19 protein-coding genes and 3 pseudogenes are annotated in these 26030 nt (G+C 69.6%); 13 read left to right on the top strand and 9 right to left on the bottom strand.

The genetic code is table 11. The features are described from left to right. Positions 1–111: 111 nt before the first annotated feature. From ilvA to AB0H53_RS00210, 3 genes are all read left to right on the top strand, one after another. Entirely contained in the window at positions 112–1341 is a 1230-nt protein-coding gene (gene ilvA / locus AB0H53_RS00200; RefSeq protein ID WP_362104710.1) for a threonine ammonia-lyase, read from the top strand. 235 nt (positions 1342–1576) lie between these two features. Continuing rightward, positions 1577–2698: an ATP-binding cassette domain-containing protein gene (locus AB0H53_RS00205; protein ID WP_362104713.1), complete on the top strand. Its 1122-nt coding sequence runs from the start codon at positions 1577–1579 to the stop codon at positions 2696–2698. Continuing rightward, positions 2695–3546: an ABC transporter permease gene (locus AB0H53_RS00210; RefSeq protein WP_362104715.1), complete on the top strand. Its 852-nt coding sequence runs from the start codon at positions 2695–2697 to the stop codon at positions 3544–3546. Before AB0H53_RS00205 ends, AB0H53_RS00210 begins: the two co-directional genes overlap by 4 nt. A 173-nt stretch (positions 3547–3719) precedes the next feature. Here the strand turns inward: AB0H53_RS00210 and greA are convergent, their stop codons facing one another. Both greA and AB0H53_RS00220 read right to left on the bottom strand, forming a co-directional pair. Beyond that, a complete protein-coding gene (gene greA, locus AB0H53_RS00215; RefSeq protein WP_362104718.1) occupies positions 3720–4217 on the bottom strand; it encodes a transcription elongation factor GreA in 498 nt (165 codons plus the stop codon). Between the two features lie 216 nt (positions 4218–4433). Continuing rightward, on the bottom strand, positions 4434–4841 hold the full coding sequence (locus AB0H53_RS00220) for a DUF4307 domain-containing protein (RefSeq protein ID WP_362104721.1): 408 nt from the start codon (positions 4839–4841) through the stop codon (positions 4434–4436). Positions 4842–5002: 161 nt separating this feature from the next. Between AB0H53_RS00220 and mca the strand changes: the two genes are divergently transcribed. The 3 genes and pseudogenes from mca to AB0H53_RS00235 form a co-directional block, all read left to right on the top strand. After that, a complete protein-coding gene (mca, locus tag AB0H53_RS00225; RefSeq protein WP_362104724.1) occupies positions 5003–5884 on the top strand; it encodes a mycothiol conjugate amidase Mca in 882 nt (293 codons plus the stop codon). Further along, entirely contained in the window at positions 5877–6113 is a 237-nt protein-coding gene (locus AB0H53_RS00230) for a hypothetical protein (RefSeq protein WP_362104727.1), read from the top strand. The genes mca and AB0H53_RS00230 overlap by 8 nt, the downstream gene beginning before the upstream one ends. A gap of 585 nt (positions 6114–6698) precedes the next feature. Beyond that, a pseudogene (locus AB0H53_RS00235) lies at positions 6699–6854 on the top strand (DUF255 domain-containing protein); the annotation flags it as partial. Between the two features lie 373 nt (positions 6855–7227). Here AB0H53_RS00235 and AB0H53_RS00240 read toward each other — a convergent pair. Further along, the gene (locus AB0H53_RS00240) at positions 7228–8769 is read right to left on the bottom strand and encodes an FG-GAP-like repeat-containing protein (RefSeq protein WP_362104730.1); all 1542 of its coding nucleotides are present in this window, start codon (positions 8767–8769) and stop codon (positions 7228–7230) included. Positions 8770–8853: 84 nt separating this feature from the next. Next, entirely contained in the window at positions 8854–9381 is a 528-nt protein-coding gene (locus tag AB0H53_RS00245) for a hypothetical protein (RefSeq protein ID WP_362104733.1), read from the bottom strand. A gap of 582 nt (positions 9382–9963) precedes the next feature. Here AB0H53_RS00245 and AB0H53_RS00250 point away from each other — a divergent pair. From AB0H53_RS00250 to AB0H53_RS00265, 4 genes are all read left to right on the top strand, one after another. Further along, positions 9964–13302 (top strand): ALF repeat-containing protein, encoded by a 3339-nt coding sequence (locus tag AB0H53_RS00250; RefSeq protein WP_362104736.1) that lies wholly within the window; start codon positions 9964–9966, stop codon positions 13300–13302. Between the two features lie 332 nt (positions 13303–13634). After that, positions 13635–15527, top strand: a complete 1893-nt coding sequence (locus tag AB0H53_RS00255; RefSeq protein WP_362104739.1) for a DNA/RNA non-specific endonuclease — start codon at positions 13635–13637, stop codon at positions 15525–15527. Positions 15528–15556: 29 nt separating this feature from the next. Continuing rightward, positions 15557–16597, top strand: a complete 1041-nt coding sequence (locus AB0H53_RS00260) for a hypothetical protein (RefSeq protein WP_362104742.1) — start codon at positions 15557–15559, stop codon at positions 16595–16597. A 639-nt stretch (positions 16598–17236) separates the two neighbouring features. Next, positions 17237–18490, top strand: coding sequence for a hypothetical protein (locus tag AB0H53_RS00265; protein ID WP_362104745.1), 1254 nt, complete (start codon positions 17237–17239; stop codon positions 18488–18490). A 42-nt stretch (positions 18491–18532) separates the two neighbouring features. On the opposite strand, the gene AB0H53_RS00270 is transcribed toward AB0H53_RS00265, so the two are convergent. Then, positions 18533–19294: a polyprenol monophosphomannose synthase gene (locus AB0H53_RS00270; RefSeq protein ID WP_362104748.1), complete on the bottom strand. Its 762-nt coding sequence runs from the start codon at positions 19292–19294 to the stop codon at positions 18533–18535. Between the two features lie 109 nt (positions 19295–19403). After that, positions 19404–20180: pseudogene (locus AB0H53_RS00275) on the bottom strand (IS5 family transposase). 126 nt (positions 20181–20306) lie between these two features. Between AB0H53_RS00275 and AB0H53_RS00280 the strand changes: the two are divergent. After that, the gene (locus tag AB0H53_RS00280; protein ID WP_362104750.1) at positions 20307–20561 is read left to right on the top strand and encodes a DUF6332 family protein; all 255 of its coding nucleotides are present in this window, start codon (positions 20307–20309) and stop codon (positions 20559–20561) included. Between the two features lie 53 nt (positions 20562–20614). Then, positions 20615–20935, top strand: a pseudogene (locus AB0H53_RS00285) (transposase); the annotation flags it as partial. Between the two features lie 390 nt (positions 20936–21325). Here AB0H53_RS00285 and AB0H53_RS00290 read toward each other — a convergent pair. Further along, entirely contained in the window at positions 21326–21892 is a 567-nt protein-coding gene (locus AB0H53_RS00290) for a Uma2 family endonuclease (RefSeq protein WP_362104753.1), read from the bottom strand. Positions 21893–22453: 561 nt separating this feature from the next. Between AB0H53_RS00290 and AB0H53_RS00295 the strand changes: the two genes are divergently transcribed. Then, positions 22454–24544: a thioredoxin domain-containing protein gene (locus AB0H53_RS00295; protein ID WP_362104756.1), complete on the top strand. Its 2091-nt coding sequence runs from the start codon at positions 22454–22456 to the stop codon at positions 24542–24544. A 108-nt stretch (positions 24545–24652) separates the two neighbouring features. On the opposite strand, the gene AB0H53_RS00300 is transcribed toward AB0H53_RS00295, so the two are convergent. Both AB0H53_RS00300 and AB0H53_RS00305 read right to left on the bottom strand, forming a co-directional pair. Beyond that, the gene (locus AB0H53_RS00300; RefSeq protein ID WP_362104759.1) at positions 24653–25276 is read right to left on the bottom strand and encodes a TetR family transcriptional regulator; all 624 of its coding nucleotides are present in this window, start codon (positions 25274–25276) and stop codon (positions 24653–24655) included. A gap of 17 nt (positions 25277–25293) precedes the next feature. After that, positions 25294–25971: a hemolysin III family protein gene (locus AB0H53_RS00305; protein WP_362104761.1), complete on the bottom strand. Its 678-nt coding sequence runs from the start codon at positions 25969–25971 to the stop codon at positions 25294–25296. Between the last annotated feature and the right edge of the window lie 59 nt (positions 25972–26030).

Below are 26030 nucleotides of genomic sequence, written 5' to 3' on the forward strand. Positions count from 1 at the left end.
GGCTGCGGGGCTCTCTCGTGCGGCGGTCGGTTGGTGGGGGACAGAGTACGCGGCCCGGTGCGCGTCCGTACCGGCGCTGCACAAACGTGATGAGCTGCCAGACTTGCGGTCATGAGCTTCCGTACGACTCGCTCCTCACACCCGGTCCTCCTCGACGACGTCCGCGGAGCCCAGAAGATGCTCTCGGGCGTGGCGAGGACGACCGCGATGGAGGGCAGCAGGCACCTGTCGCGCCTGGTGGGGGCGCCGGTGCACCTCAAGTGCGAGAACTTGCAGCGCACCGGCTCGTTCAAGCTGCGCGGCGCCTACGTACGGATCTCCTGCCTGCGGCCCGAGGAGCGGGCGGCCGGGGTCGTCGCCGCGTCCGCCGGCAACCACGCGCAGGGCGTCGCGCTGGCCTCCACGCTGCTCGGGGTGCGCTCCACGGTGTTCATGCCGGTGGGGGCCCCGCTGCCGAAGATCGCCGCGACCCGCGAGTACGGCGCCGACGTCCGGCTGCACGGACAGGTGGTGGACGAGACGCTGGCCGCCGCGGAGCGGTACGCGCACGAGACGGGCGCGGTCCTCATCCACCCCTTCGACCACCCGGACGTCATCGCAGGTCAGGGCACGGTCGGTCTGGAGATCCTCGAACAGTGCCCGGAGGTGCGGACGATCGTGGTCGGCGTGGGCGGTGGCGGGCTCGCGGCGGGCATCGCCGTCGCGGTGAAGGCGCTGCGGCCGGACGTCAGGATCGTCGGTGTCCAGGCGGAGGGCGCCGCCGCGTATCCGTCCTCGCTGCGGGCCGGCCGTCCGCTGTCGGTGCCGTGCGCCCCCACGATGGCCGACGGCATCAAGGTGGGCCGCCCCGGCGACGTGACGTTCCCGCTGGTCGCGGAGCTGGTCGACGAGGTGCGCACGGTCTCCGAGGACGCCCTGTCGTCCGCCCTGCTGCTCTGCCTGGAGCGGGCGAAGCTGGTGGTCGAGCCGGCCGGGGCGAGCCCGGTGGCGGCGCTGCTGACCTCGCCGGAGACCTTCCAGGGGCCGGTGGTCGCCGTGCTGTCGGGCGGCAACGTGGACCCGCTGCTGATGCAGCGCATCCTGCGGCACGGGATGGCGGCGGCCGGGCGGTACCTGAGTCTGCGGCTGCGGCTGACGGACCGGCCGGGGGCGCTGGCGACCCTGCTGGGAGTGCTGTCGCTGGCCGACGCCAACGTGCTCGACGTGGGACACGTGCGCACCGACCCCCGCCTCGGGCTCACCGAGGTGGAGGTGGAGCTGCACCTGGAGACCAAGGGCCCGGAGCACTGCGAGGAGGTCGCGGCGGCCCTGCGGGAGGCGGGGTACACCGTCCTGCCGTGACGCCGCCCTGCCGCCCCGCCGTGGCGCGATGACGCCGTGACGCCGTGACGCCGTTCGGGCCGGGTCGAGGGACGGGCCTCCGGAGAGACGCGACATATCCCGTTCTCTCCCGCTCCGGGCCGCCGGTGTCACTCGTTTGGCGGGCGGACCGCGCCCCGCGTCCCTAAGCTCGATTAGCGAATCGTCCCGAATATCCGATGTCACGCTCGCACCTGCCACTCATGGGAGATCCCACATGCCAGGCGCAATCCACGCCGAAGGTCTCGTCAAGACCTTCGGCGACGTCAGAGCTCTGGACGGCGTGGACCTCGACGTCCCCGAGGGGACGGTCCTGGGGCTGCTCGGCCCCAACGGCGCCGGCAAGACCACCGCCGTGCGCGTGCTGACCACCCTTCTGCGGCCGGACAGCGGCACGGCCCGGGTGGCCGGTGTGGACGTCCTCGAACACCCCGAAGAGGTCCGGCGGTCCATCGGCCTGTCGGGCCAGTTCGCCGCCGTGGACGAATACCTCACCGGCCGCGAGAACCTGCGGATGGTCGGGCAGCTCTACCAGATGACCGGCCGAGCCGCGAAGACACGCGCGGGCGAGCTGCTGGACCGCTTCCACCTCGCCGAGGCCGCCGACCGGCCGGCCAGGACGTACTCCGGCGGCATGCGCCGCCGCCTCGACCTCGCCGCCGCGCTCGTCGTCTCGCCGCCCGTGATGTTCATGGACGAGCCCACCACCGGCCTCGACCCGCGCAACCGGCAGCAGTTGTGGGAGGTCATCCAGGAGCTGGTCGCCGGCGGTACGACGCTGCTGCTCACCACGCAGTACCTGGAGGAGGCCGACCACCTCGCCCACGACATCTGCGTCGTCGACCACGGCAAGGTCATCGCCCGGGGCACATCCGACCAGCTCAAGGCCCGTACCGGCGGCGAGCGCGTGGAGGTGGTGGTCCACCGGCGCGAGGAGATCGAACCGGCCCGGGCCGTCCTCGCCGGGTTCGGCAAGGGCGACGTGGCCGTCGAGGAGCACACCCGCGAGCTCACCGCCCCGGTCACCGGCGGCGCCAAACTGCTCGCCGAGGTCATCCGCGAACTGGACGCCCGGGGCGTGGAGATCGACGACATCGGGCTGCGCCGCCCCACCCTGGACGACGTGTTCATCTCGCTGACCGGCCACGCCGCCGAGCGGGGGGCCGACGACGGCGACGACGGTGGCGGCGACCCCGACGGTGACGAGGGCGACGACGGCGAGCAGGGGGGCGGGGACGGGGGCCGCCGGGACGCCCGGGACGCCCGGGACTCCCGCCGGTCGAACCTCTCCCGCGGGTCCCGCCAACCCGGCTCGTCGCGTGAGGAGGCCGCGAAATGAGCACCGCGACCGGTATCGTCCGCCCCGCCGCACCCCGGCCGCGCGGCGGTATCGCCCGGTCGGTCCGCGACTCCCTGGTGATCGCCCGGCGAAACCTCATCCGGATGAGCCGGATCCCGGAAATGGTCGTCTTCGGACTCATCCAGCCGATCATGTTCGTCGTGCTGTTCAGCTATGTGTTCGGCGGTTCCATGAACATCGGCGGCACCACGGCACCGGGCGTCTACCGCGAGTTCCTGATGGCCGGCATCTTCGCCCAGACCGTCACCTTCGCCACGGCCGGCGCGGGCGCGGGCATCGCGGACGACATGCACAAGGGCCTCATCGACCGATTCCGGTCCCTGCCCATGGCCCGTGGGGCCGTGCTCACCGGGCGGACGCTCGCCGACCTGGTGCAGACCGCGCTCACCGTGGTCGTCCTCGCGGTCGTCGCGCTGCTGGTGGGCTGGCGCATCCACGAGGGCATCGCCAAGGCGCTCGGCGCCTTCGCGCTGCTGCTCTTCCTCGGGTACGCGTTCTCCTGGATCGGCGCGCTGATCGGCCTGTCCGTCCGCACCCCGGAGGCGGCCACCTCCGGCGGGCTGATCTGGCTCTTCCCGGTGACCTTCCTGTCGAACGCGTTCGTCGACGCGTCCCGGATGGCGTCCTGGCTCCAGCCCGTCGCCGAGTGGAACCCGTTCAGCGCCACCGTGCAGGCCTGCCGCGAGCTGTTCGGCAACCCCGGCGTCTCGGACTCCGGCGCCTGGCCCATGCAGCACCCGGTGTGGGCCTCGCTGATCTGGTCGGTGCTGATCATCGCGGTGTTCCGCACGCTGGCGGTGCGCAAGTACCGCTCCGCGGCGGTGTGAGCGGGCGCCGCCGTGCCGGCCCGGCCCCGGGCCGGCAGCCCGCCGGCGGCAGACGCGGACGGGCCGGCGACGGGACGGCACCACGGCCCGCCGGCACACGGCAGGGGCCGGACCGCGCGGCGCGGTCCGGCCCCTGCTCTCGTTCGTCGGGCAGCCCGGGCCGCCCCGGCGGCTCAGCCCTGGTACGGCTGGGCGTCGAGGATCCGCACGGACGCCTTCTTGCCGTTCGGCAGCTCGTACTCCGCGTCCTCACCGATCTTCTTGCCGTTGACGCCGGTGCCGAGCGGCGACTGCGGGGAGTACGTCTCGATGTCGGAGCTCGCGTACTCGCGGGAGGCCAGGAGGAACGTCACCGTGTCGTCCTCGTCCCCGTCGAACGCGATCGTCACGACCATGCCGGGAGCCACCACACCGCTCTCCGCGGGGGCCTCGCCGACCTTCGCGTGCTCCAGCAGCTGGGTCAGCTGGCGCACGCGCAGCTCCTGCTTGCCCTGCTCCTCCTTGGCCGCGTGGTACCCGCCGTTCTCACGCAGGTCGCCCTCCTCGCGCGCCGCCGCGATCTTGGCGGCGATCTCGGTTCGCGCGGGACCAGACAGGTACTCCAGCTCGGCCCTGAGCTGGTTGTACGCCTCCTGGGTGAGCCAGGTGACGTTTTCGCTGGTCTGGGTCACAGGTGCTCCTCGTCGGTACTGGGAATACAAAGCATCGCCCTACCCAGAAGGATTGTGCCTTCCTGGATGGGCGAAACCACGAGCCTAACAATTTCGCGGGGCCAAGGGGAGGACGAAAGTCACGGAATCGGCGTCACCGCAGGTCACAGCCGTGAGCGCGGTGCTCCTGCGGCCTGTCGCCCGGGCCGCCGGCCACCGGCCGGCGCGCTCGGGCCGCTACTCGGCGGTGCAGCCCAGCAGCTGGGCGCTGGTCGCCGGGGCGGTGGTCCGTACGGTGAAGACCTCGTCGATCCGGTCCCGCGCCTGGTCGAGACGGACGTCCCGGCGGCCCACCTCGGCGCCGCTGTCGGCGAGCGCCCGCAGCGTGCAGTAGCCCTTGGCGTCCCGGTCCTTGCGGACCTCCAGGTGCACCCGCACCCGGTCGGGGGCGGAGACGTCGAACTTGATCAGCTCGGCGCTGATCTTCTTCCCGGCGACGTGGTGGTAACCGAACCAGCCGATCAGAGCCAGCAGCGCGACGCCCAGCACGGCCCCGAGGATCTTCAGTCCGCGGTCGGCGCGCTGGTCCGCGGAGCGGCCGTAACGGCCCTCGGGGAGGTCACGCCCCTCACTGCCCGCGCTCATGACGTTCCTCTCGTCCCCGGGGCGTGCGCCGGACGAAGGAATTTTCCGGCCATCCGTTCCGTCACTATAGAAGCCCCTTCCTGCCGCCCGACCACTGCCCCGGACCGACGTCCCCACGGGACGGCTCCTACATTTCGCGACGAATCACTGAGGATCGAGTCTTGACTGAGCAGCTGCGACTGATGGCCGTTCACGCCCACCCCGACGACGAGTCGAGCAAGGGCGCGGCCACGATGGCCAAGTATGTGTCCGAGGGGGTGGACGTGCTGGTCGTGACCTGCACGGGGGGCGAGCGCGGCTCCATCCTCAATCCGAAGCTCCAGGGCGACGCGTACATCGAGGAGAACATCCACGAGGTGCGCCGCAAGGAGATGGACGAGGCGCGCGAGATCCTCGGCGTCAAGCAGGAGTGGCTCGGCTTCGTCGACTCCGGCCTGCCGGAGGGCGACCCGCTGCCGCCGCTGCCGCAGGGCTGCTTCGCCCTGGAGGACGTCGACAAGGCGGCCGGACGTCTGGTGCGCTCCATCCGCGCGTTCCGCCCGCAGGTCGTCACGACGTACGACGAGAACGGGGGCTACCCGCACCCCGACCACATCATGACCCACAAGATCACGATGGTGGCCTTCGACGGCGCGGCCGACGCGGAGAAGTACCCGGAGCCGGAGTTCGGCCCGGTCTGGCAGCCGTTGAAGCTCTACTACAACCAGGGCTTCAACCGGCCGCGCACGGTCGCGCTGCACGAGGCGATGCTGGCGCGCGGCCTGGAGTCGCCGTACGGGGAGTGGCTCAAGCGGTGGGAGGAGTTCCAGCGCGCCGAGCGGACCCTGACCACGCACGTTCCGTGTGCCGACTTCTTCGAGATCCGCGACAAGGCGCTGATCGCGCACCGGACGCAGATCGACCCGGACGGCGGCTGGTTCCGCGTGCCGATGGAGATCCAGAAGGAGGTCTGGCCGACGGAGGAGTACGAGCTGGCCAAGTCCCTGGTGGACACCTCCCTCCCCGAGGACGACCTCTTCGCGGGCATCCGGGACAATGCCTGACATGAGCGCACACCAGGCACTGACCCAGCTCGTCCCGCTCGCGGCCAAGGAGCTCGACGAGAACAAGGTGACCCCGGGCATCCTCGGCTTCCTCGTCTTCGCGGTGATGGCCGTGGGCGTATGGCTGCTGATGAAGTCGATGAACCGCCACATGGGCAAGGTCGACTTCGAGGAGGCCCCGGAGCCGGCCGCTCCGGCGAACCCGGACAAGGGCGCGGCCCGGAAGTAGGGCACGCGGGCCGTTCCCCGGCGAAGGGGCCCGCGCCCCGCTCCGACGCGACTCCATGGCCCCGCCCCGGCCGGCGCGGTCATGGAGCCCCGGCTGCCCGCCGGCCGGCTGCCCGCCCCGCAGGCCGGCGTGCCGGGCGGTGGCCGGACGCCCCTTGACACCGGTGGAGGTGGCGCGGGGCGCGCTGTGTGCTCACGCGCGGGCGGCCAGGCGGTGCGACGGGCCGGCAGCCGATCACCGACGGCCGGTACGACGCCGCCCACGGTGTTCGACCGTCCCCGCGACGTGTTCATCGCCCAAGGACGGAACCTCGTCCGGGACGCCGGCCGCCCCCCGCAGCCGTCTCATCGCTGCCACCGCGATGCTGTGGACCGCCATCGGCCTCGTCGTCGTATCGCGGTCGCGGGCGCCTCGCCGCCCGCCCCGGACCACCCGAGCATCTCAGCGGTTCTCCGCGTCCGCCTCGCCCAAGGCCGCCCAAGGCCGCCCAAGGCCGCCCAAGGCCGCCCAAGGCACAGCACCACCCACGTGGCTCATGCGCGGGGCTCAGCCAGCGGGGCTGTGCCTTGTGAGAGGCTGGGTCGTATGAACCGGTTGGCTGGTGTGACCTCGCCTTATCTGCTTCAGCATGCCGACAATCCCGTCGACTGGTGGCCCTGGACCCCGGAGGCGTTCGCGGAAGCGCGACGGCGGAATGTCCCCGTTCTGCTGTCGGTCGGCTACTCGGCGTGCCACTGGTGCCAGTAGATGAAGACAACCCGGTAGTCCCTACCTGGTTCTTTCACTACGAGTTACCGCGTGAGTACGAAGCCGGACCGCATCGACGCTGAAATCGCGGCCTGGGACGCAGACCAGCTTTCCGCCTCACCCGAGTGGAGCGCCAAGCGCTACGCAACGGTGCGGACGCACCCTGAGACCTCCGAGGCGTCGCTCAGCGAACACAGAACGCCCCCGGACGATGGCCGGGGGCGCTGTCGTGACTCCGAAAGTCGGCCTTGTTGTCGCCAGTGATATCGCGGCCCGGGGTGCTGACCGGTGCCGCTGCCGATGGTTCGGGATCTCCCCCGCACCCTCGAGATGAGTGCGGGGAAGAATCAGAGGTCACCCCTGCCGCTCAGATGATGCGGTAGGGCCCCCAGCTGGTGCCGACCTGGTAGCGGCTGGGGAAGGCGTCCATGCCGGTCTTTCCGGTGCCGGGGTAGACCCACAGCGTGCCGTCGGATGCCTGACGGGTCAGTACATCGGTGAGCCCGTCACTGTTGAAGTCCCCGGTGCGAGTGACGTCCTGGGTCTGCCAGCTTCTGCCGACCTGGTACCGGGTAGCGAAGGTCTCCATGCCGGTCTTCCCGGTGCCGGGGTAGACCCACAACGTGTCGTCGGACGCCTGACGGGACAACACATCAGTGCGCCCATCGTTGTTCATGTCGCCGGTGGTAATGACGTTCTGGCTCTTCCAGCTGGTGCCGACCTGGTAGCGGGTACCGAGGGCTTCCATGCCGGGCTTCCCGGTGCCGGGGTAGACCCACAACGTGCCGTCGGACGCCTGACGGGTCAGTACATCGGTGAGCCCGTCACCGTTGAAGTCCCCAGCGCGAGTTACGTCCTGGGACTGCCAGCTCCTGCCCACCTGATACCGGGTGCCGAGGGCTTCCATGCCGGGCTTCCCGGTGCCGGGGTAGACCCACAACGTGCCGTCGGACGCCTGACGGGACAGGAGGTCACCGATGCCATCGTTGTTGAGGTCTCCGATGGTGATGGCGTCCTGGCTCGTCCAGCTGGTGCCGGCCTGGAAGCGGGTTCCCAGGGTGCCCATGCCGGTCTTTCCGGTGCCTGGGTAGATCCACAGAATGCCGTCGCTCTTGACGGCCGCGAGGTCGGCCTTGCCGTCACCGGTGAGGTCGTCCGGATTGCGCGAGGTGGCGTTATCGACCCAGTCGCTGATGCCATCAACACGGGTGTCGATGGCACCAGTACGGGTTTCGGCGGGATCGATGCCCAAACATCCACCCTGCCAGGAGCGGGAGTTAACGGTGACGAGTTCCGTGGTGCCGTTGACAGTGCGCAGAGCGGGCCCGCCGGAGTCGCCCTTGCAGACGGTCGCGGTGTCGGAGCCGTTGAGGTTCACTGTCGTGTCCGTGGTGGAGGCGACGGTGAACGTGCCGGTGTGGAGCTTGTCGGGCACCCATTCGGTCTTGGTGCGTCCGAATCCGGCCTTCACCAGCTCCTCACCCGCAGCGGCGGGCGTGGTCGCCAACCGGACGGGCGTGATGCTCGGATCCGTGATCCTGGCGGCGAGTTTGACGAGCACCAGGTCCCGGTCGGCATGTGGGACGAGTCGAATGGCCGACAGGACACTGCCGCTGGGCTGGGTCAGGTCCGTTCGGCCGACAGTGACGGTGGTGGTGATGGCGGGTTTGCCTGCGGGGGGGTTGCCGTCCGCAGCGAAGCAGGTGGCCGAGGTCAGGACCCACTGCCGGTCGATGAGGGTGCCGGTGCAGGCGGTCTGTTCACCGACGTTGATTTTCGCGACGTAGTTGAGCTGTGCCGGGGCGTCGGCTCCGGTGAGTGCGGTGGCAGGGGCAGCGCTCAGCACGACGGGGGCCGCGAGCAGGGCAGCGGCCAGCGCGGAGAGACGGGGGCGTCTGGAGAGGTACATGAATGTGGCTTCCTGGGCACGAGGGCCGCGCGTCCTGTGGGCACCGGACCGCGGAGTGGTGAGCATGTCGATGTCGACCTGCGGTTACTTGGAGGACCTGATCTCGACGAGCAGGTGATCGCGGCCCTCGGGGTCCGCGGTTTCACCCACCGAGGTCCAGGCGTTCTTGCTGATGTCGAACGACTTCTCCTCGGTACCTACGGTCATGTCGACCGAGGTCGTGTAGTCGTTGCCCTTGACCGCGTAGACCGCGGGGATCTCTAGGGTCAGCCAGCCGGAGTCGCCCACCACCTTGAAGCAGATCTTGTCCGTCCTGTCACGGGCCAGGATCTCCAGGAGGCCGGTGCCGGCCGCACAGTCGGCCAGGGTGATGTGGCCGTCACCGCGCTTGAGGACGATGTTCTTCTCGGCCAGGATCTTGTCCGCGTGCGGGTAGGTGAAATCCTCCACCGTGTAACCGGGGGCGTCCCCCGCGACCAGTGCGGTGGGGCCCGTCTGCTGCGACGCCCCGCCGGGGATGCCCGTGGTCGCCGTGATCCAAGCCAGGGCGCCGACTGCGGCCGCGCCCAGTGCGCGCCGCGTAAGCCGCTTGCGCTGCGGCTTCACGGGCATTCTGCTGTATTCCTTCATTGCATCCCCAAGTTCGTCGCTGACGGCCGAATATTCATCATCGGGCTCGAAATCGGGTGCACAGGAATGCGATATCAACATCGCCCTGCCGGGCATGCTCCAACTCCTGCGGAAAGCAGTTCCCTTACCTCCCAAAACGAGAGGCCCCCTGTCCCGGCGATCATCATCCGCTTCGCCATACCAACATGAAGTGGCCCTCAGGGCGAGTGAAAAAACCCACGCACACCGGCACAATACCTACGCACGCTTTGTGATCTGCGTCACGCCTTGTAAAGGTTGTGCCGAAAGTTGTGAAGGACATGTAAATAAATACTGAGGGACGGTCAGAAACGGAGCGCGAGCGTCCGTTGGGAGATCGGTCTCTTCAATTGGCTCTTCCTGTATGAGAGGTTGATAAGGTCCGGCACTACAACGAGCTCCGCCAACACGCGACTTCGCATCCATGGGTATTTCATCCCGCGGGCACGTCGGAAACCGGCCTGCCAAGGAAATCCGACATGCCCTGCCCCCAGCTCACACGAGGACAACTCTTCTATGCAGACAACTTTCTGGAGCCGGCGCCGCGTGCTTGGTGCGCTCGCCGCCACCACGGCCGTAGCCTCCACGCCCTCGGTGCTCCTCGCCCCGGTCGCCGCCGCGGTGGAGGGCGCTGCGCCGGATCCCGTCCCCCTGCCGGCCACCGAGCGGGCGAAGGTGGTCAAGGCCTGGATATCGGGCGGAAGAGGCGTCAAGTCCGCAGCCGCCCGAGCCCTGGTCGGCTCCGACAGCGAGATCCAGACCTTCTTGGCCGAAACGCTGCCGAACCAAACCGTGCAGGACAACCGCGTCGCCATCGTCAGCAGCCTGGACCGCGCGGGCAAGGGCCTGCGTCGTGAGGCGGTCGCCGCCCTCGACAACGGTGACGCCGCCATCGCCGACTTCCTGAGAGGTGGCTTCAAACCCGCCATCCTCGAGGACCTCCAGGTGGCCACAACCATCGTGTCGGGCACCGGCGACAGAGCGGTCCGGCGAGCCGCCACCGCCGCCCTGACCGCCGGCACCGAGCAGTCCCTGATCGCGTTCCTCACCGACACCCAGTACGACGCACGCCTGGAGGACGCCCGCGTCCAGGTCGCCACCATGCTGACGCAGGCCGGCCCGGAGGTGCAGAAGTACGCCGACCGCGCCCTCAGCGGCAGCGCGTCCGACGTGGAGTGGTTCATCGAGACCGGGCAGCACATCGCCCGTGCCCGGGACCAGGAGTCGGCGACGATCGAGGAACTCGTCGCCGTCGTCCAGCGGGAGGGCAAGCGCGCCGAGCGCGAGACGAACCTTGCCGTTGAGGCCTCCGCACGCGCCCAGACCGCCGCCGACAAGGCGAAGGAGGCGGCGGAGAAGGCCGCCGCCGAAGCAGCGGCTGCCCAGCAGGATGTACAGAAGTCCGGGGCGGCGGCCCGCAAGGCGGCAGGCGCCGCGAAGGGCGCGGCGGATGCCGCTCGTAACGCCATCAACGCCTCGAACGCCGCTGTGTCGGCGTCCCGTCGCGCCTCCTGGGCCGCCACCGGCGCCGCCCAGGCCGCCGCGAACGCCGGTAGCGCCGCGGCCCGCGCCTTCCATGCCGCGATCGGTGCCTCCAAGGATGCCGGCAAGGCCGAGGCCGCCAAGAACGCGGCGGTCGCCGCCCGCAACGCCGCGGCCAAGGCGCGTACCGCGGCCAAGGCGGCCGACCAGGCCGCCGTCGCCGGAACCAAGGCCGCCGCCGCCGGTTCCGCCGCTGCCTCCGCCGCACGCAACGCGGCCGCCGCCGCGAACGCCGCCGCCCAGGCCGGTGCCGCCGCCGGTGCCGCACAGTCGGAGGCCGCGGAGGCCAAGCGCCAGGCCGCGATCGCGTCCAGCGCCGCGAACCGGGCCACCAATGCCGCCTCCGCCGCACATACCCTCGCCACCACCGCGGCCGCGGCCGCCCGCACCGCCCGGGACGCCGCCAACGCCGCGGCGGACCACGCCGACAAGGCGGCGGCCGCCGCCGAGGAGGCCGTGAAGTACGCGGGTCAGGCCGTCGACTACGCCAACAGGTCCACCGCTCACGCGGCGGCGGCCGTGCTGGCCGCCAACACGGCTACCAAGGCCGTCTCGGACGCCCTCCTGGTGGAGCAGAACGCGCGGAAGGCCGAGGCGGAAACCCTTGAGCAGGACAAACTGCAGGCCATCGAGGAGGTCAGGCTGCTCGCTGAGATCGAGACGAAGGAGGTGACTGCCTATCAGAACAAGGTCGCCCAGGCGCAACAGACCGATCAGGCGACCAAGGACCTGATCGCCAAGGCCGAGCAGGCGCTGACGGTGAACGACATGGAGCTCGCGGCGGTCCAGGGGCGCAAGGCGGCCATCGCCCTGCTCAACTCCCGGGGTGCTTGGACCAGGCAGGCGGCCCAGTACGCTCTTTCCGGCACGGACGACGACGTGTATGCCTGGATCGCCCTCGACCGGCACCTGGCCCAGGTTCAGGACGACCGGGAGACCACGCTCCACGTGGCCACGATCGCCGGCCCCAGGATCGCCGAAGCGGCCCAGGCCGCCCTGGAGAGCTCTGATTCCAAGGCGGTCGGCGACTTTCTCACCGGCGGCATGAAGAGGGCCTCCGACGAGGACAACCGGGTGGCGATCACTCGCATCCTGGACTCGAAGCCCGGCAAGGCCGTCACCGAGGCGGCGAACAAGGCACTCGACCTCAACACCACCGAATCGCTGCAGAACTTCTTCGACCACGAGTACCCCAGGGCGATACGGGAGGACGACGCGGTCCTCACCCTCACGCTGATGAACACCGGGGGTGCCTTCACCCAGGCGTACGCCGAGGTGGCCATGGAGGGGCCCACCTGGATGCGCCGCAACTTCGTCTCCCTGGTGCAGTACCGGACGGCCCAGCTCGACCACGACACCGCCACCCATGTTGCCGCCATCCGGGGCGCCATCGCGGCTGCGGCGAAGATCGCCGAGAAGGCGCAGGAGAACGCCGCCTTGGCATCCAAGGTCGCCGCCGAAGCCCGGAGTGCCGCCGGCGAGGCCAAGGCGTGGGCGGACAAGGCACTTGACTCCGCGGCCAAGGCCGAGGACTACGCCGACGAGGCCAGGCGGAACGCGGACGCGGCCGACAAGTCCGCGGCCGATGCCAAGGCGTCTGCGGCCAAGGCGAGCGCGGCGGCGTCGACCGCCCGTAGTGCCGCCCGCTCCGCGAACTACTCGGCGAACAAGGCGATGGACTCCGCCCGTTCCGCCCTCAAATCGTCGTACAGCGCCCAGGCTTCCGCCGCCAACGCCCGCGCTTCCTCAATCGCCGCGGGCAAGGACGCGGCGACGGCGGCGGCCGCGGCCACCGAGGCCAGGCGGATCGCTGCGGCCAAGCGTGAGGCCGAGGTCAAGGCCGCTGCCAAGGCCGCTGCCGAGAAGGCCCGCCGTGAGCGGGAGGCCAAGATCGACCCGGCCGACAAGGACACCAACGACCAGATCAACCCCAACGGCACCAGCACGGACGCCGACGAGTGGTGGAACGACGCCAGCTTCTACGCCGACGCGTTCAACGCGATCAGCGTCGGCGCCGGATTCCTGGCCGCGGGCTGCGCCCTCGCCGCCCTCGTGTTCCCCCCGGCCGCCGCAGCCGCCGGCTTCTTCGCCGCGGTCTCGATGGGCGCCAGCGGCCTTGGTACCCTCTTCACCGGCATTGAACATGGCTTTACCAGTGGCGAGTTCATCGATTCCGCCATCGGCACCGGCCTGAGCCTGGTCACCTTCGGCCAGTCCAAGTGGATCGGTGCCGCGGACAAGGCTCTCGGCGGCAAGCTCATCAAGCCCGTCGTCGGCAAGATCGCCGACGTCGGCGAGGACGTCGTGTCGGGGGCCACCAAGGTCCTGTCGTCCATCTTCTGACCTGCGCCGCAGCGCTCGGTGCTCGGGCCGACCCGAACGGCCTCGGCCCGAGCCCGGACGAACCCGGCGCCGACGAGCCCGGTGGCCCGGCCGGTCCCCACCGCACGTGAGCGACTCCCACGCGGGCGAACTGCTGACCGTGCCGGTCCGGGTCAGCTCGATGTCCGGCAGTTGTCCGCTGTCCGAGGGGCACCGCTGTGCCGGTGCCCCTCATTGCCCCTTACCGAAGCCGTCGGGGCACCCACGCCAACAAGAGAGGTATGACGAGCATGCATGAGATACGACATGGTCGGCCCGGACGGAGACGTGCCCGGTCGACCGTACTGGCCCTGGTGACGGTGTTGACGGTGGGGCTCACCACGACCGGCATGAGCTCGGCGCAGCAGGGGGCCGAAGAGAAGCCCCAGCGGGTGAGCAGGCTCGACTCGGCGGAGCTGCCGACCGCCGCGCCCCTCACCGGAACCGGCAGGTTCGCGGCCGGCTCCGGTGAGAGATGCACCGCCACCGCGCCGGGCTCCAAGGAGCGCCGCGCGGGTGCCGTCGAGTCCTGTGTGACGGTCACCCCACCCCCTGCGCCCGCGAAGGCGAAGACCCGAACCCGTGTCGCCGCCACCGCCTCCACCGCCTCGCCCACCGGCAGTTGCGCCATCACCAACCCCGGTAACTACCGTTACGAACGCTTCTCGTACTGCGTGACCGGCATCAACGTCACCTACATCCTCCGCGACAGCAGGGGTCTGGAGATCGGACGCGGCATCCTGGAGGTCTCAACCGGAGCTGACCTGTCCCCGACCGCCACGACCTGGAGCGAGCAGGTCACCGTCAAGATGACGGCCGCCTCCGGCGATGTAACCTCCCTGGACGTCAAGTTCAAGGCATCGTGCGACGCCGGTTGCTCGGCCACCAAGACCATGCCCTGGTACGTCGGCGCCATCACCATCGGCAAGCCCCTGACCGGAACCGTCACCTACTCCTCGCCCCAGACGACGGGTTCCTCCGCCTCGTTCTACACGTCCTACGCGATGTACGTGACGTCCCCAGGGGCGAAGGCGACCGACCCGAACGCGTCGTGGAGGAACGCGCGTCAGATCAGGTGCGACCACGCGGTCGGCGGCACCTCGGTAGCGGGATGTGCCGTCCCCTCCGTCATGGCCGTCGTGCCGATGAGCGCGCAGGCTTCGGACCCGGGTGGCGTGGTGGCCGCCTATCAGTGGGCACAGCAGAACCTCAACGACGCCTGGGGCAAGGGTAAGCCGCTGACCCGCTCGACGAGCGGCGTGGCCGGTCGTACCGCCAGCACATGCGGCGGCTTCGTGGCGCAGACTGACCTCGTCGCCAGCGACTCCTGCGGCGACTTCCCCTTCGGCGAGGCGAAGGAAGGCGGTGTCGCCGGCGACCGGTGCGTTGAGGTGATCCCCAACCTCGGCAACGGCGAATGGGACACCTACGTCCTGAATGACGCCAACGTCCTGGACCGTACCTCTCCCTGCGTGCAGGCCCATGTCACGCCCGCCGAGAAGCAGTTCGCCGACATCCAGCTTGCCGACGGCTTCAAGAATCAGCGGGTGATTGACGCCGACCAGTTCGAGCTGACGTTCTCGTTGCCGGACACCGGTCCGCAGGCCAGTTGCCTGAACGACCCCCCGCCGATCAACCACCTTCCCAACGGCGACGGCTGGTTCTACAACACCACCGAGGCGGTTCCTCTCGTCAACCAGAGCGACTCGGCGGGCGGCTCCGGTAAGCGGCCGGCCCAGGCGCAGGCCTGCTTGGGACGCAATGTCGGCGGGGGGACCGGAACCAGCGATCCCGTCACCGGCTGGAAGGACGCGGTGGCGTTCAAGGCGGCGAACAACGTCACCTACGGTCTGGCCCGGTGCCATCTCATCGCGAACATCCTCGGCGGACAGGGCACGAGTGAGCTCACCCGTTCCAACCTCGTCCCCTGCTGGCAGTCCGGGATGAACACGGGCACGCCCAGCATGCGGACATTCGAGTCCAAGGCGCAGAGCCTCATCAAGGGCCCCATCGCCAACTTCGGGCCAAACGACGCGGTCTTCTACCAGGTGACGCCCGTCTACAAGGACGCGAACAGTACCATTCCGGTGGGCGTCACGATGAACGCGACCATCCAACGGGCGAACGGGACAACCGAGGAACTGTTCCCTAACGTCTACGTCACCAACACCCAGGGAAACACCGGGTTGCTCAACCTCGGTAACTGATCCACCAGTTCACGCCAACGGGAGCCGGCATGAGTTTCACCACCCCACCGCGGCCGTTCGACATAACCGCGCTGTTCCCTCGACTGGCCCCGCTGGCGCGCACGGCGACCCGGCTGCACCCGCGGCCGGGCTCGCCGACCGTTCACGACAGCTCCGTCGGCGGACCGCTCCTGTGGCCCGCCGACGAGCCGTGGCCGTATTGCGAAGAGCAGCACGACAGCCGCGTGGAACCGGTGGTCCACTCCCCGGACGACATCCGGATCCTGCGCCGCGACCAGGCCGCGGCGGAGGAACGGCTGCGCCTCGACCCCCGGGCGCCCGCGGCCACCCCCGAGGAACGGGAGAACTGGGAGCGGATCAAAGTCGGCCGCCCGTGGTCCGACGACCCGGTCCCCCTCCTGCCCGTCGCCCAGCTCTACGCCCGCGACGTCCCCTTCCCGCGCCCGTCCGGCGCGGACCTCCTCCAGATCCTGTGGTGCCCCTTCGACCACGAGACGCCCCACCCGAAGACCGCACTCTTCTGGCGTTCCGCCGCCACCATCACCGACGTACTCGACGCACCGCCCGAACCGCCGGTCGTCCAGTCCGTGTACTACCTGCCGGAGCCGTGCCTGTTCTCGCCGGAGCAGGTCACCGAATTCCCGCACTTCAGGGAGCTGGACAAGGAGCTCAGGGACCAGCTCGACGACACGAGCAACTGGGAGACGATCGACCCCGCGCGGTACCAGGCGTACGCCTATGATCCGGGCGAGCTCTACCGCAACAACCTCTCCACCGCCCCCGGCTGGAAGACCGGCGGCTGGACCCGCTGGGACCCCACCGACCCCGTTGACCGCTCCTGCCCCGAGTGCGGCACCGAGGCGGTCCCGCTCCTCACCATCGCCTCATCGGAATGGGACGGCGGCAGCGGGACCTGGATCGCCGAGGAGGAACCGGCGAACCCGTCCCCGCCTCCCCTGGGCGCCCAGAACGGCAACTTCACCTTGATCGACATCGTCGGCGGCTACAACCTCCAGCTCCACGTCTGCCCGGCCAACCCGTCCCACCCCCATATCGAGCTGGTCCAGTAAGCAAGCCCGGCGCCCAAGTACACCGAGACGCCACGAGCGCGCTTCGCGTACCTCGGAAACTGGGCTCTGTCGGCGGGCCGCTGCTGTGGCCCGCCGACGAGCCCCTGGCCGCACCGCGAAGGACCGGACCAGCAACACGTAATTTCGGGCGCATCACACTAGGCTCCACATGCCTGCATGTGCATCTTCTTGGCGGAGACGGTAGTCGTGCAACTGTGGGCCTCGACTCTGCGCCCGCAACAGAGATGGGCCGCAAGCGGAGAGGCCTTGCCTGGTAGCTACTTTTAGCCCTCAGACGGCTACCGCCTGCGACAGCGTCGCCACGAACCTGCTCCAAGGGCTTGTGAGCCGCTCCGGAGCCGAGGAGTGCAGGCGTCTGCCGCTGTCGCGACACATGAACGACGGTTCCGCAGAATGGCACGGTGTGTGTTCTGGCCTCGTCATGACGGAGCCTGCGGTGGGCCGCGCTGCGGCGAGGGCGCCCGCGTATGTCCGGATTCGTACGAGGGTGCTAGTAGGGTAATGTGACTGCCCGTGATAAGCTCCAATGACCTCACTGCTGCTTCTCAGCGCCGAGGAGGCGATGTGGGGTCCTCCGAGACCCGCCGGAGAAAGGGCATACGTCGGTCGCGCCGGTGGATGCTCCCCGCGCTGATCGCCATCGCGTACATAGTTCTCCAGCTCATCGGCAGGCCGACCCTGGCGCCGGCCAATGACGCCTACCGTTACAATCAGGCTGCGCTGCAGTTCCTCGGTAACTCGCCGGAGCAGGCGCACCGGACCGCGTTGAAGGCGTACTGCCACGACAAGGTGCGACGGGAGACCCGCTCTCACGGGCTGAAGCCGGAGAACCTGCGCGATGACGCTGCTCCGTACCCCACACCGGGAAAAGGGTTCTCCGCCTGCATGGCAGAGTCGGCTGACGGGTTGAAACCACTCAGCCCTCGCTATGAGCGCATATTCGATGTCCGGCCGGGGTTCCCGGTGCTGGCCGCGCCGTTTGTCGCCGTGTTCGGCGCGGGTTCGGGACTGCTCGTCACCTCGGTCCTGTTCACCGTTGTCGGCGGCCTCTTTGCCTACCTGCTGCTGCGCGCCGTAGGGGCACCTGCAAGGTTCGCCCTAATCGGACAGGCCTTCTTCTACGCCTGTCCGATCGGCTGGTGGGGTGGATACCCCCTCACAGAGGGCCCCGTCCTCGCTCTTACCATGAGTGCCTTGCTCGGTGCGTGGTGGCTGTTCAATCGTCGCCTTACCGCAGGAACGATCCTGCTCACCGGGTCCATGGTGGTGGGCACAGCCGTCAAGTACTCGACCTTCCTGCTCATTGCGGGGGCATTGGCGGCCGCTGCGATGGTGTGCCTGGCACTGGTGGCCGGCACGAGGCATCGGGGCACGTATCTCATGGCTGCCCTGAATGCGGCCGTGGTTCTTGGGATCGGTGCGCTCAGCATCCACTACAACCTGCCGGGCAGTACCGAGACGTTGCAGGACACTTTCACTGATCACTTTGCCCAGCCCGATGTCGCCGCCCCGTGGCCCATGCTGGTCGAGCTGAACGGCAACTACTGGACCCACTGGATTCAGGAGCAGGTCCGCAGCCCCTGGCTTATCGCTGCTGTCGGCTTCGGCGCCTGGGGCCTGTTCCGGCACAGCCGTGCGCTCGGCTGGATCGTTCTGGCCGTCGGACTGACGGGCGTCGCGGCCGAGATCGCGCACCCCGTCGACAGCCAGGGCGACCGGCTCATGCTCAACGTGTGGGTTATCGCCGTCCTCGGTTTGCCGCTCCTGCTCCACCAGCTCATCCAGGGGCGTGTGAACCGTGAGGGGATTCCGCAGCTTCCTGTTGACGGCACCGCATCCGACAGCCGACCCGTGGCCCAGAGCGCTCACTGATTTGAGGTCCGTCCTGCAGGGCTCCGCAGGACGGACCTCAATTCAGCCGCGTCGCAGGAGCGCCTTGGCCCTGTGGCCAAGGCCCCAGGCAGTCACCCGCCACAGCGCCTCTGCCACGATTGCGCGGCTCATCTTGCTGTCGCCCCGCTCCCGCTCGACGAAGGTGATCGGCACCTCGACGACATGGAAACCGGACTTCACGGTCCGCCATGCCAGGTCAACCTGGAAGCAGTACCCCTGGGAGGCGACCTCGGCGATACCCAGGCCTTCCAGCGTCTCTTTCCGGAACGCCCGGAAGCCGCCGGTCACATCGCGGATGGGCACTCCCAGCATCAGACGGGAGTAGAGGCTGCCGCCTCGCGACAGGAACTCCCGGGACTTGGGCCAATTCACTACGCTCCCGCCGGGAACCCAACGGGACCCGAGCACCAGATCCGCACCGGGCAGCGCCACAAGCAGGCGGGGCAGTTCCTCGGGGCGGTGAGAGCCATCGGCGTCCATCTCGACCAGGACGCCGTAATCGTTCTCGATGCCCCAGCCGAACCCGGCCAGATACGCCGCGCCGAGGCCTTCTTTGCCCTTCCGGTGCAAAACGTGCATATGGTTGTCGTCGGCTGCGAGCTCGTCCGCGATCTTGCCGGTGCCGTCCGGACTGTTGTCGTCGACCACAAGAATGTGCGCATGGGGCACGGAAGTACGGACTCGAGAGGTAATCGATCGGATGTTCTCGGCCTCGTTGTAGGTCGGTATGATCACCAACACCGTGCCGAGCGGGCCTGTGGTCCGCTGACCGCCTTCACTCACTGTGTATCCACCTCGTGTGCTTGCCAGCACGGTACAGAGGCCCGGCTGGTCCCCGTGAGCATACGGACCCGAACGCGAACGGCCGTGCGGGGGGGGGTAAGACCGTGTCCTATGTGGTGAGGCGGACGAGGCGTTTGTGGCAGCAGAGGGCTGCGGCAAGGCCGAGAAAGGCCAGGTAGTTGCGGGGTTGGCGTTCGTAGCGGTGGTTGAGCCGGCGGTAACCGGTCAATCGTTCGCTGGACTCGACGCCTTTGCGGGCAATGCGGACGCCGATCCGCTTGCCACGGAGCCATTTGCGCAGGTGAGGGACGTCGTAGGCCTTGTCGGCGTGCAGGGCGTTAGGGTTAGAAGTGGCGGCCGCGGTGGGGGTGGTGTCTCGTTTGGTGACCGGCGACCATGGGCTTCAGTCCTTCGCTGTCGTGGGTGTTGGCTGCCGAGACGCCGACGAGGAGGGGCAGTCCGTTCGCGTCCGACAGGACGTGCATCTTGGAACCCGGCTTACCCCGGTCCACGGGGCTCGGACCGGTGAGTTCGCCCCCTTTTTAGCGCGAACGTGCGCGGTGTCGAGGACGACGCGGGTGACGTCGATGAGGCCGGCGTCGTCGAGCCGGTGCAGGACCGCTTCGTGCAGCCGACCCCAGACTCCAGCCCGGGACCAGATCAAAAACCGGCGGTGGGCCGTCGACTTCGATATCCCGAAGCGGGGCGGCAGTGCCCGCCAGGCGCACCCGCTGACCAGCACGTAGATGATGGCCGCGAACAGCGTCTCATCAGGCGTGTCCTGCGTTCCGCCGCCCTGCGGCCGCACCTTCGACGGCGGGATCAGCGGCTTCGCGATCTCCCACAGTCCGTCCGGAACAATCCAACTCCACGTACCCCGCCCCATACCGACGTCAATCGCCTCACCACATAGGACACGGTCTAAGAAGCCATCTCAATTGGCTGGTATGTCTCCGCGAGGGAGAAGTCAGTTGCTGTTCGGTTCGCTTGATCGTGATGTGAGACTTGCGGCATGGACATGGGACGTGAGTCGCGATGGGAGAAGGACACGATGACGGTGGAGATCGTTTTCGCTGTGGTGACTGCCGTCGCGCTGGCTGCGGCAGTCTTTGCCGTAGCTCTGGTTCCCGCCCTGGCTCTCGGGGTCTCCAGTCCAGCGGGAGAGGCCACGCTGACAGGGGGCGCCCTGCTTGGAGCGGTGGCCGGAGTGTGGCGTTTGGTTCGGGCACTGCTCCGCTTCGACGCGGAGCGCCGTAAGGGACGCTGACTGCGGGCCCCCTTTGGTCGGTAGCCTGCCGACGTGGGGATTGTTAAGCGGCTGTGCCTGACGAGTTGTGGGAGCTGTTCCAGCGGGTGGTGGCGGAGGCCCCTTCGCGGCCTCAGGGTGGTGGCGGACGCTGGCACGGTGATCGGGAAGTGCTGGCGTCGATCGTGTTCGCCACGTCAGGCTGTACATGGCAGCAGCTGCCCGCCGCGTCGTTTGGGCCTTCCGGGGCCACGGCCCATCGCCGGTTCACCGAGTGGACGAAGGCCCGCGTGTGGGCCAAGCTCTATCGCCTCATCCTGGACGAGCTCGGCTCCCGGGGAGAGCTCGACTGGTCGCGCTGCGCGATCGACTCGGTGAACATGCGGGCGATGAAAAGGTGCCTCTATGGTCTTCGTCAAGCCGTAGCCGGTGTGGATGGCTGTTGCCTGCATGGGAAATGGGCCTGTCGGCCCCGGGGCCGGTACTCGGCGGGCAGATCGCTGGGCTGAGGGGCCCAGCCTGGCCGGCCGTGGGCGGAATCCGCCCGCCCACACCGTGCGCGGAGCAGTAGCGCGGCCGTCCTCCTCGTGGCTCCCGGTGCTGGTGCCAGGTGACGGAGCAGTGCTGCGGGTAGCGTCCCAGGCGAGCAATTGTCAAAAGCTGTCGATCAAGCTTGTATCGCGGCGGGCTTGGGAGAGCCGGTCTCACCGAAAAGCGCCTCCAGGTGCTCCTGATTTCCGATTTCCTTTGTGCTCAGTCACGGAGAAGCCATCTTTTTGGCGCTGTTAGATGGCTCCCAGGTCGACAGTGACAGGGAAGGGCGCGGCAGCCTTGATCGCACCGGTGAACATGTCGCCGTCCCTGTAGGCCTTGGTAGCGGGGTCGAGAACGTAGGTGTAGATGATCGGGACACCGGTGGCGGCCTGTTCGACCCGCCAGTAGAAGGGGATGCCGGCCTTGGCGTACTGGTCCACCTTTACGATCCGGTCGGTGGTTTCCGAGCCGGGCGACACGACCTCGACGACCAGGAGTACATGTTCGGGGCGGGTGGGCGTGAGATCGATGGTCTCCGCCCGGTAGACGACGACGTCGGGACGGCGGTTGGTGAGGGGAACGTCCTGCAGGCGGACGTCGAAGTCCGTGTCGGCGTTCCAGTCCGGGCCTGCGGCGGCGTCCAGGGCGTTGGCCAGGATTCGGGCCAGCCGGTTGTGCCGCTTGGACGCGCTCGGGCTCACCAGCACCATTCCGTCCACGATCTCGATGCCGGCGCACTGCTCCTCGGACCAGGAGTCGTACTGCTCTGCGCTGATCTGCGTACGCATCCACGCCGGCGCCACCATCTCGGCGGTCACGATGTACCTCCTTGGAGGAGCCTCGACAGTTCCAGCGCTGCTGGGCTCAGCCTACTGTCCTGTGAGGCCGGGGCGCCCGATGCGCAGGAGCGCCAGGAGATGTTCGATATCGACCCGTTCCGCTTGCCGTGGCGGTCGCCGCAGGCGACCCCGTCCCGAAGCCGCTGTCCGGCGTCTCGCGGGCAGGCTCCCCCAGGCGGTGCGACGGGCCGGCAGCCGATCACCGACGGCCGGTACGACGCCGCCCACGGTGTTCGACCGTCCCCGCGACGTGTTCATCGTCCAGGGGCGGAACCTCGTCCGGGACGCCGGCCGTCCCCCGCAGCCGTCTCATCGCTGCCACCGCGATGCTGTGGACCGCCATCGGCCTCGTCGTCGTATCGCGGTCGCGGGCGCCTCGCCGCCCGCCCCGGACCACCCGAGCATCTCAGCGGTTCTCCGCGTCCGCCTCGCCCAAGGCCGCCCAAGGCCGCCCAAGGCCGCCCAAGGCACAGCACCACCCACATGGCTCATGCGCGGGGCTCAGCCAGCGGGGCTGTGCCTTGTGAGAGGCTGGGTCGTATGAACCGGTTGGCTGGTGTGACCTCGCCTTATCTGCTTCAGCATGCCGACAATCCCGTCGACTGGTGGCCCTGGACCCCGGAGGCGTTCGCGGAAGCGCGACGGCGGAATGTCCCCGTTCTGTTGTCGGTCGGCTACTCGGCGTGCCACTGGTGTCATGTCATGGCCCACGAGTCGTTCGAGGACGCGACGACCGCCGCGTACCTCAATGAGCGCTTCGTGCCCGTCAAGGTCGACCGTGAGGAGCGGCCCGACGTCGACGCCGTCTACATGGAGGCCGTGCAGGCCGCCACCGGTCACGGCGGCTGGCCCATGACGGTCTTCCTGACGCCCGACGCGGAGCCGTTCTACTTCGGCACGTACTTCCCGCCGGAGCCCCGCCACGGCATGCCGTCCTTCCTCCAGGTCCTCCAGGGCGTCTCGCAGGCCTGGACCGACCGGCGGGACGAGGTCGGCGAGGTCGCCGGGAACATCGTGCGCGAGCTGTCCGGCCGCTCCCTGGCCTTCGGCGGCGACGGCGCCCCCGGTCCGCAGGAGCTCGCCCAGGCGCTGCTGGGCCTGACCCGGGAGTACGACGAGCGGTACGGGGGCTTCGGCGGGGCGCCCAAGTTCCCGCCGTCCATGACGGTCGAGTTCCTGCTGCGCCACCACGCCCGCACCAAGGCCGAGGGCGCGCTGCAGATGGCCGCCGACACCTGCGAGGCGATGGCCCGCGGCGGGATCTACGACCAGCTCGGCGGCGGGTTCGCCCGCTACTCGGTGGACCGCGAGTGGATCGTGCCCCACTTCGAGAAGATGCTCTACGACAACGCCCTGCTCTGCCGGGTCTACGCCCACCTGTGGCGGGCCACCGGCAGCGACCTGGCCCGGCGGGTCGCCCTGGAGACGGCCGACTTCATGGTGCGGGAACTGCGCACCGCCGAGGGCGGCTTCGCCTCGGCCCTGGACGCGGACTCCGACGACGGCACCGGCAAGCACGTCGAGGGCGCCTTCTACGTCTGGACGCCCGGGCAACTGCGCTCGGTGCTGGGCGAGGAGGACGCGGCGTACGCGGCGCAGCACTTCGGCGTCACCGAGGAGGGCACCTTCGAGGAGGGCGCCTCCGTCCTGCGGCTCCCGCAGGACGCGGGGGTCGCCGACGCCGAGCGGGTGGAGCGGATCCGGCGGCGGCTGTTCGAGGCCCGTGAGGAGCGCCCGCGCCCGGGCCGTGACGACAAGGTCGTCGCCGCCTGGAACGGGCTGGCGATCGCCGCGCTCGCCGAGACCGGTGCCTACTTCGACCGCCCCGACCTGGTGGAACGCGCCACGGAGGCGGCCGACCTGCTGGTCCGGCTGCACATGGACACCGGGGCGCGGCTCGCCCGTACCTCCCGGGACGGCCACGTCGGCCCCAACGCCGGGGTGCTGGAGGACTACGCCGATGTCGCCGAGGGGTTCCTGGCACTCGCCGGGGTGACCGGCGAGGGCGTGTGGCTGGAGTTCGCCGGGTTCCTGCTGGACATCGTCCTGGACCGGTTCACCGGCGAGGCCGGGGCCCTGTACGACACGGCCCACGACTCCGAGCAGTTGATCCGGCGTCCCCAGGACCCCACCGACAACGCCGCGCCCTCCGGCTGGAGCGCCGCCGCCGGTGCCCTGCTGTCGTACGCCGCGCACACCGGTTCCGAGGCCCACCGGACCGCCGCCGAGGGCGCCCTCGGTGTGGTCAAGGCCCTGGGGCCCCGGGCCCCCCGGTTCATCGGCTGGGGCCTGGCCGTCGCCGAGGCGCTGCTGGACGGGCCGCGCGAGGTGGCCGTGGTCGGGGCTCCCGACGACCCGGCCGCCCGGGAGCTGCACCGGACGGCGCTGCTGGGCACGGCGCCCGGCGCGGTGGTGGCGTTCGGCCGGCCGCGCACCGCCGACCCGCGCACCGCCGGGGCCGGTGCCGGTGCGCCGGGAGCGGCCGAGCCGGACCCGGGTGACGAGGAGTTCCCGCTGCTCAGGGACCGGCCGCTGGTCGGCGGCCGGCCGGCCGCGTACGTCTGCCACCACTTCACCTGCGACGCGCCCACCACGGACCCGGCGGAGCTCGCCCGGAAGCTCGCCGACTGACGGGCCGTGACCGGATGCGCGTGTCCCGCCGGTGTTCCCCGCGCGGTGAGGGGCGACGGCCGGGGCCGTTCCGGCCGGCCGGCGGGCCACGACCAGGAGCGGTGACCGTTACAGGGTCAGCCCGCCCTTGAGGGTGTCGAAGGTGCGGTTGACGAGCGCGACCAGGTCGTCCTTCCGGTCGCGCTCGGCCCAGTGGATCGTCACCTCGCGCAGCGCGCCCATCACGGCCGCGGTGAAGACCCGTACCTCCAGGTCGTCCGCCGCCCGGCCGGTGCGGTCGGCCAGGGCGCGGGCCAGCGACTGGGAGGTCTCGGCCATCGTCTCGGTCATCCGGGCCCGGACGGCCGGGACCTCGACCATCAGCCTGGTCCGCTGCCGCACCAGTTCGGGGTCGCTGTCCAGGACGGCGCTCACCGCTCCGGTCACGATGCGGCGCAGCGACTCCAGCGGCTCCTCGCCCGCGGGCCGGGCGCGCAGGGCCGCCTCCATGAGCGGGTCGTACTCGTCGGTGAGGACGATGTCCTCCTTGGCCGGGAAGTACCTGAAGACGGTGCTGGGCGAGACCTCGGCGGCCTCCGCGATCTGCTCGACGGTGGTCGCCTCGTAGCCCTGTTCCGCGATCAGCCGGTAGGTGGCCCGGCGGATCGCCGCGCGGGTCTTGAGCTTCTTGCGCTCGCGCAGCCCCAGGGGCGGCTGCGCCCCGGCGGGGCCGGGGGGCGTGTCGGCGGCCATGCGGCTCATTCTCCCGCTCAGGCCCGCTGGTAGGCCACCAGCGAGATCCCCACGTAGTGAACGGTGAACGCCGCGAGCGTCAGGGAGTGGAAGACCTCGTGGAAACCGAACCAGCGGGGGGAGGGGTTCGGCCGCTTCAACCCGTACACCACTCCGCCCACGCTGTAGAGCAGCCCGCCGGTGACCACCAGCACCAGCACGGCGACACCGCCCCGGTGCAGGAAGTCCGGCAGGAAGAACACCGCCGCCCAGCCCATCGCGATGTAGCAGGGGGTGTAGAGCCAGCGGGGGGCGCCGACCCAGAACACCCGGAACGCGATCCCGGCCAGCGCGGCGCCCCACACCGCCCACAGCAGCACCCGCCCGGTGGAGTCGGGGAGCAGGAGCAGCGTCAGCGGGGTATAGGTTCCCGCGATGATCAGGAAGATATTCGCGTGGTCCAGCCGGCGCAGCACGGCCGTGGCGCGCGGTCCCCAGTTCCCCCGGTGGTAGAGGGCGCTCACTCCGAAGAGCAGGCACGCGGTGAGGGCGTAGACACCGCAGGCGACCTTGGCGCGGGTGGAGTCGGCGAGCACCGTGAGCACGGTGCCGGCCACCAGGGCGGCGGGGAACATGCCCGCGTGCAGCCATCCGCGCAGTCTCGGTTTCACCGGCGGGGGGTCGATCTCGGTCACGTCGGAACCGGCTGCAGTCATGGTCGGCATGGTATCGAGGCACCCGTTTTGGCCGGTCGGCGAGTGGTGATGCTCACGTG

It is taken from the genome of Streptomyces sp. NPDC050856 (assembly GCF_040653855.1).
GTDB lineage: Bacteria > Actinomycetota > Actinomycetes > Streptomycetales > Streptomycetaceae > Streptomyces.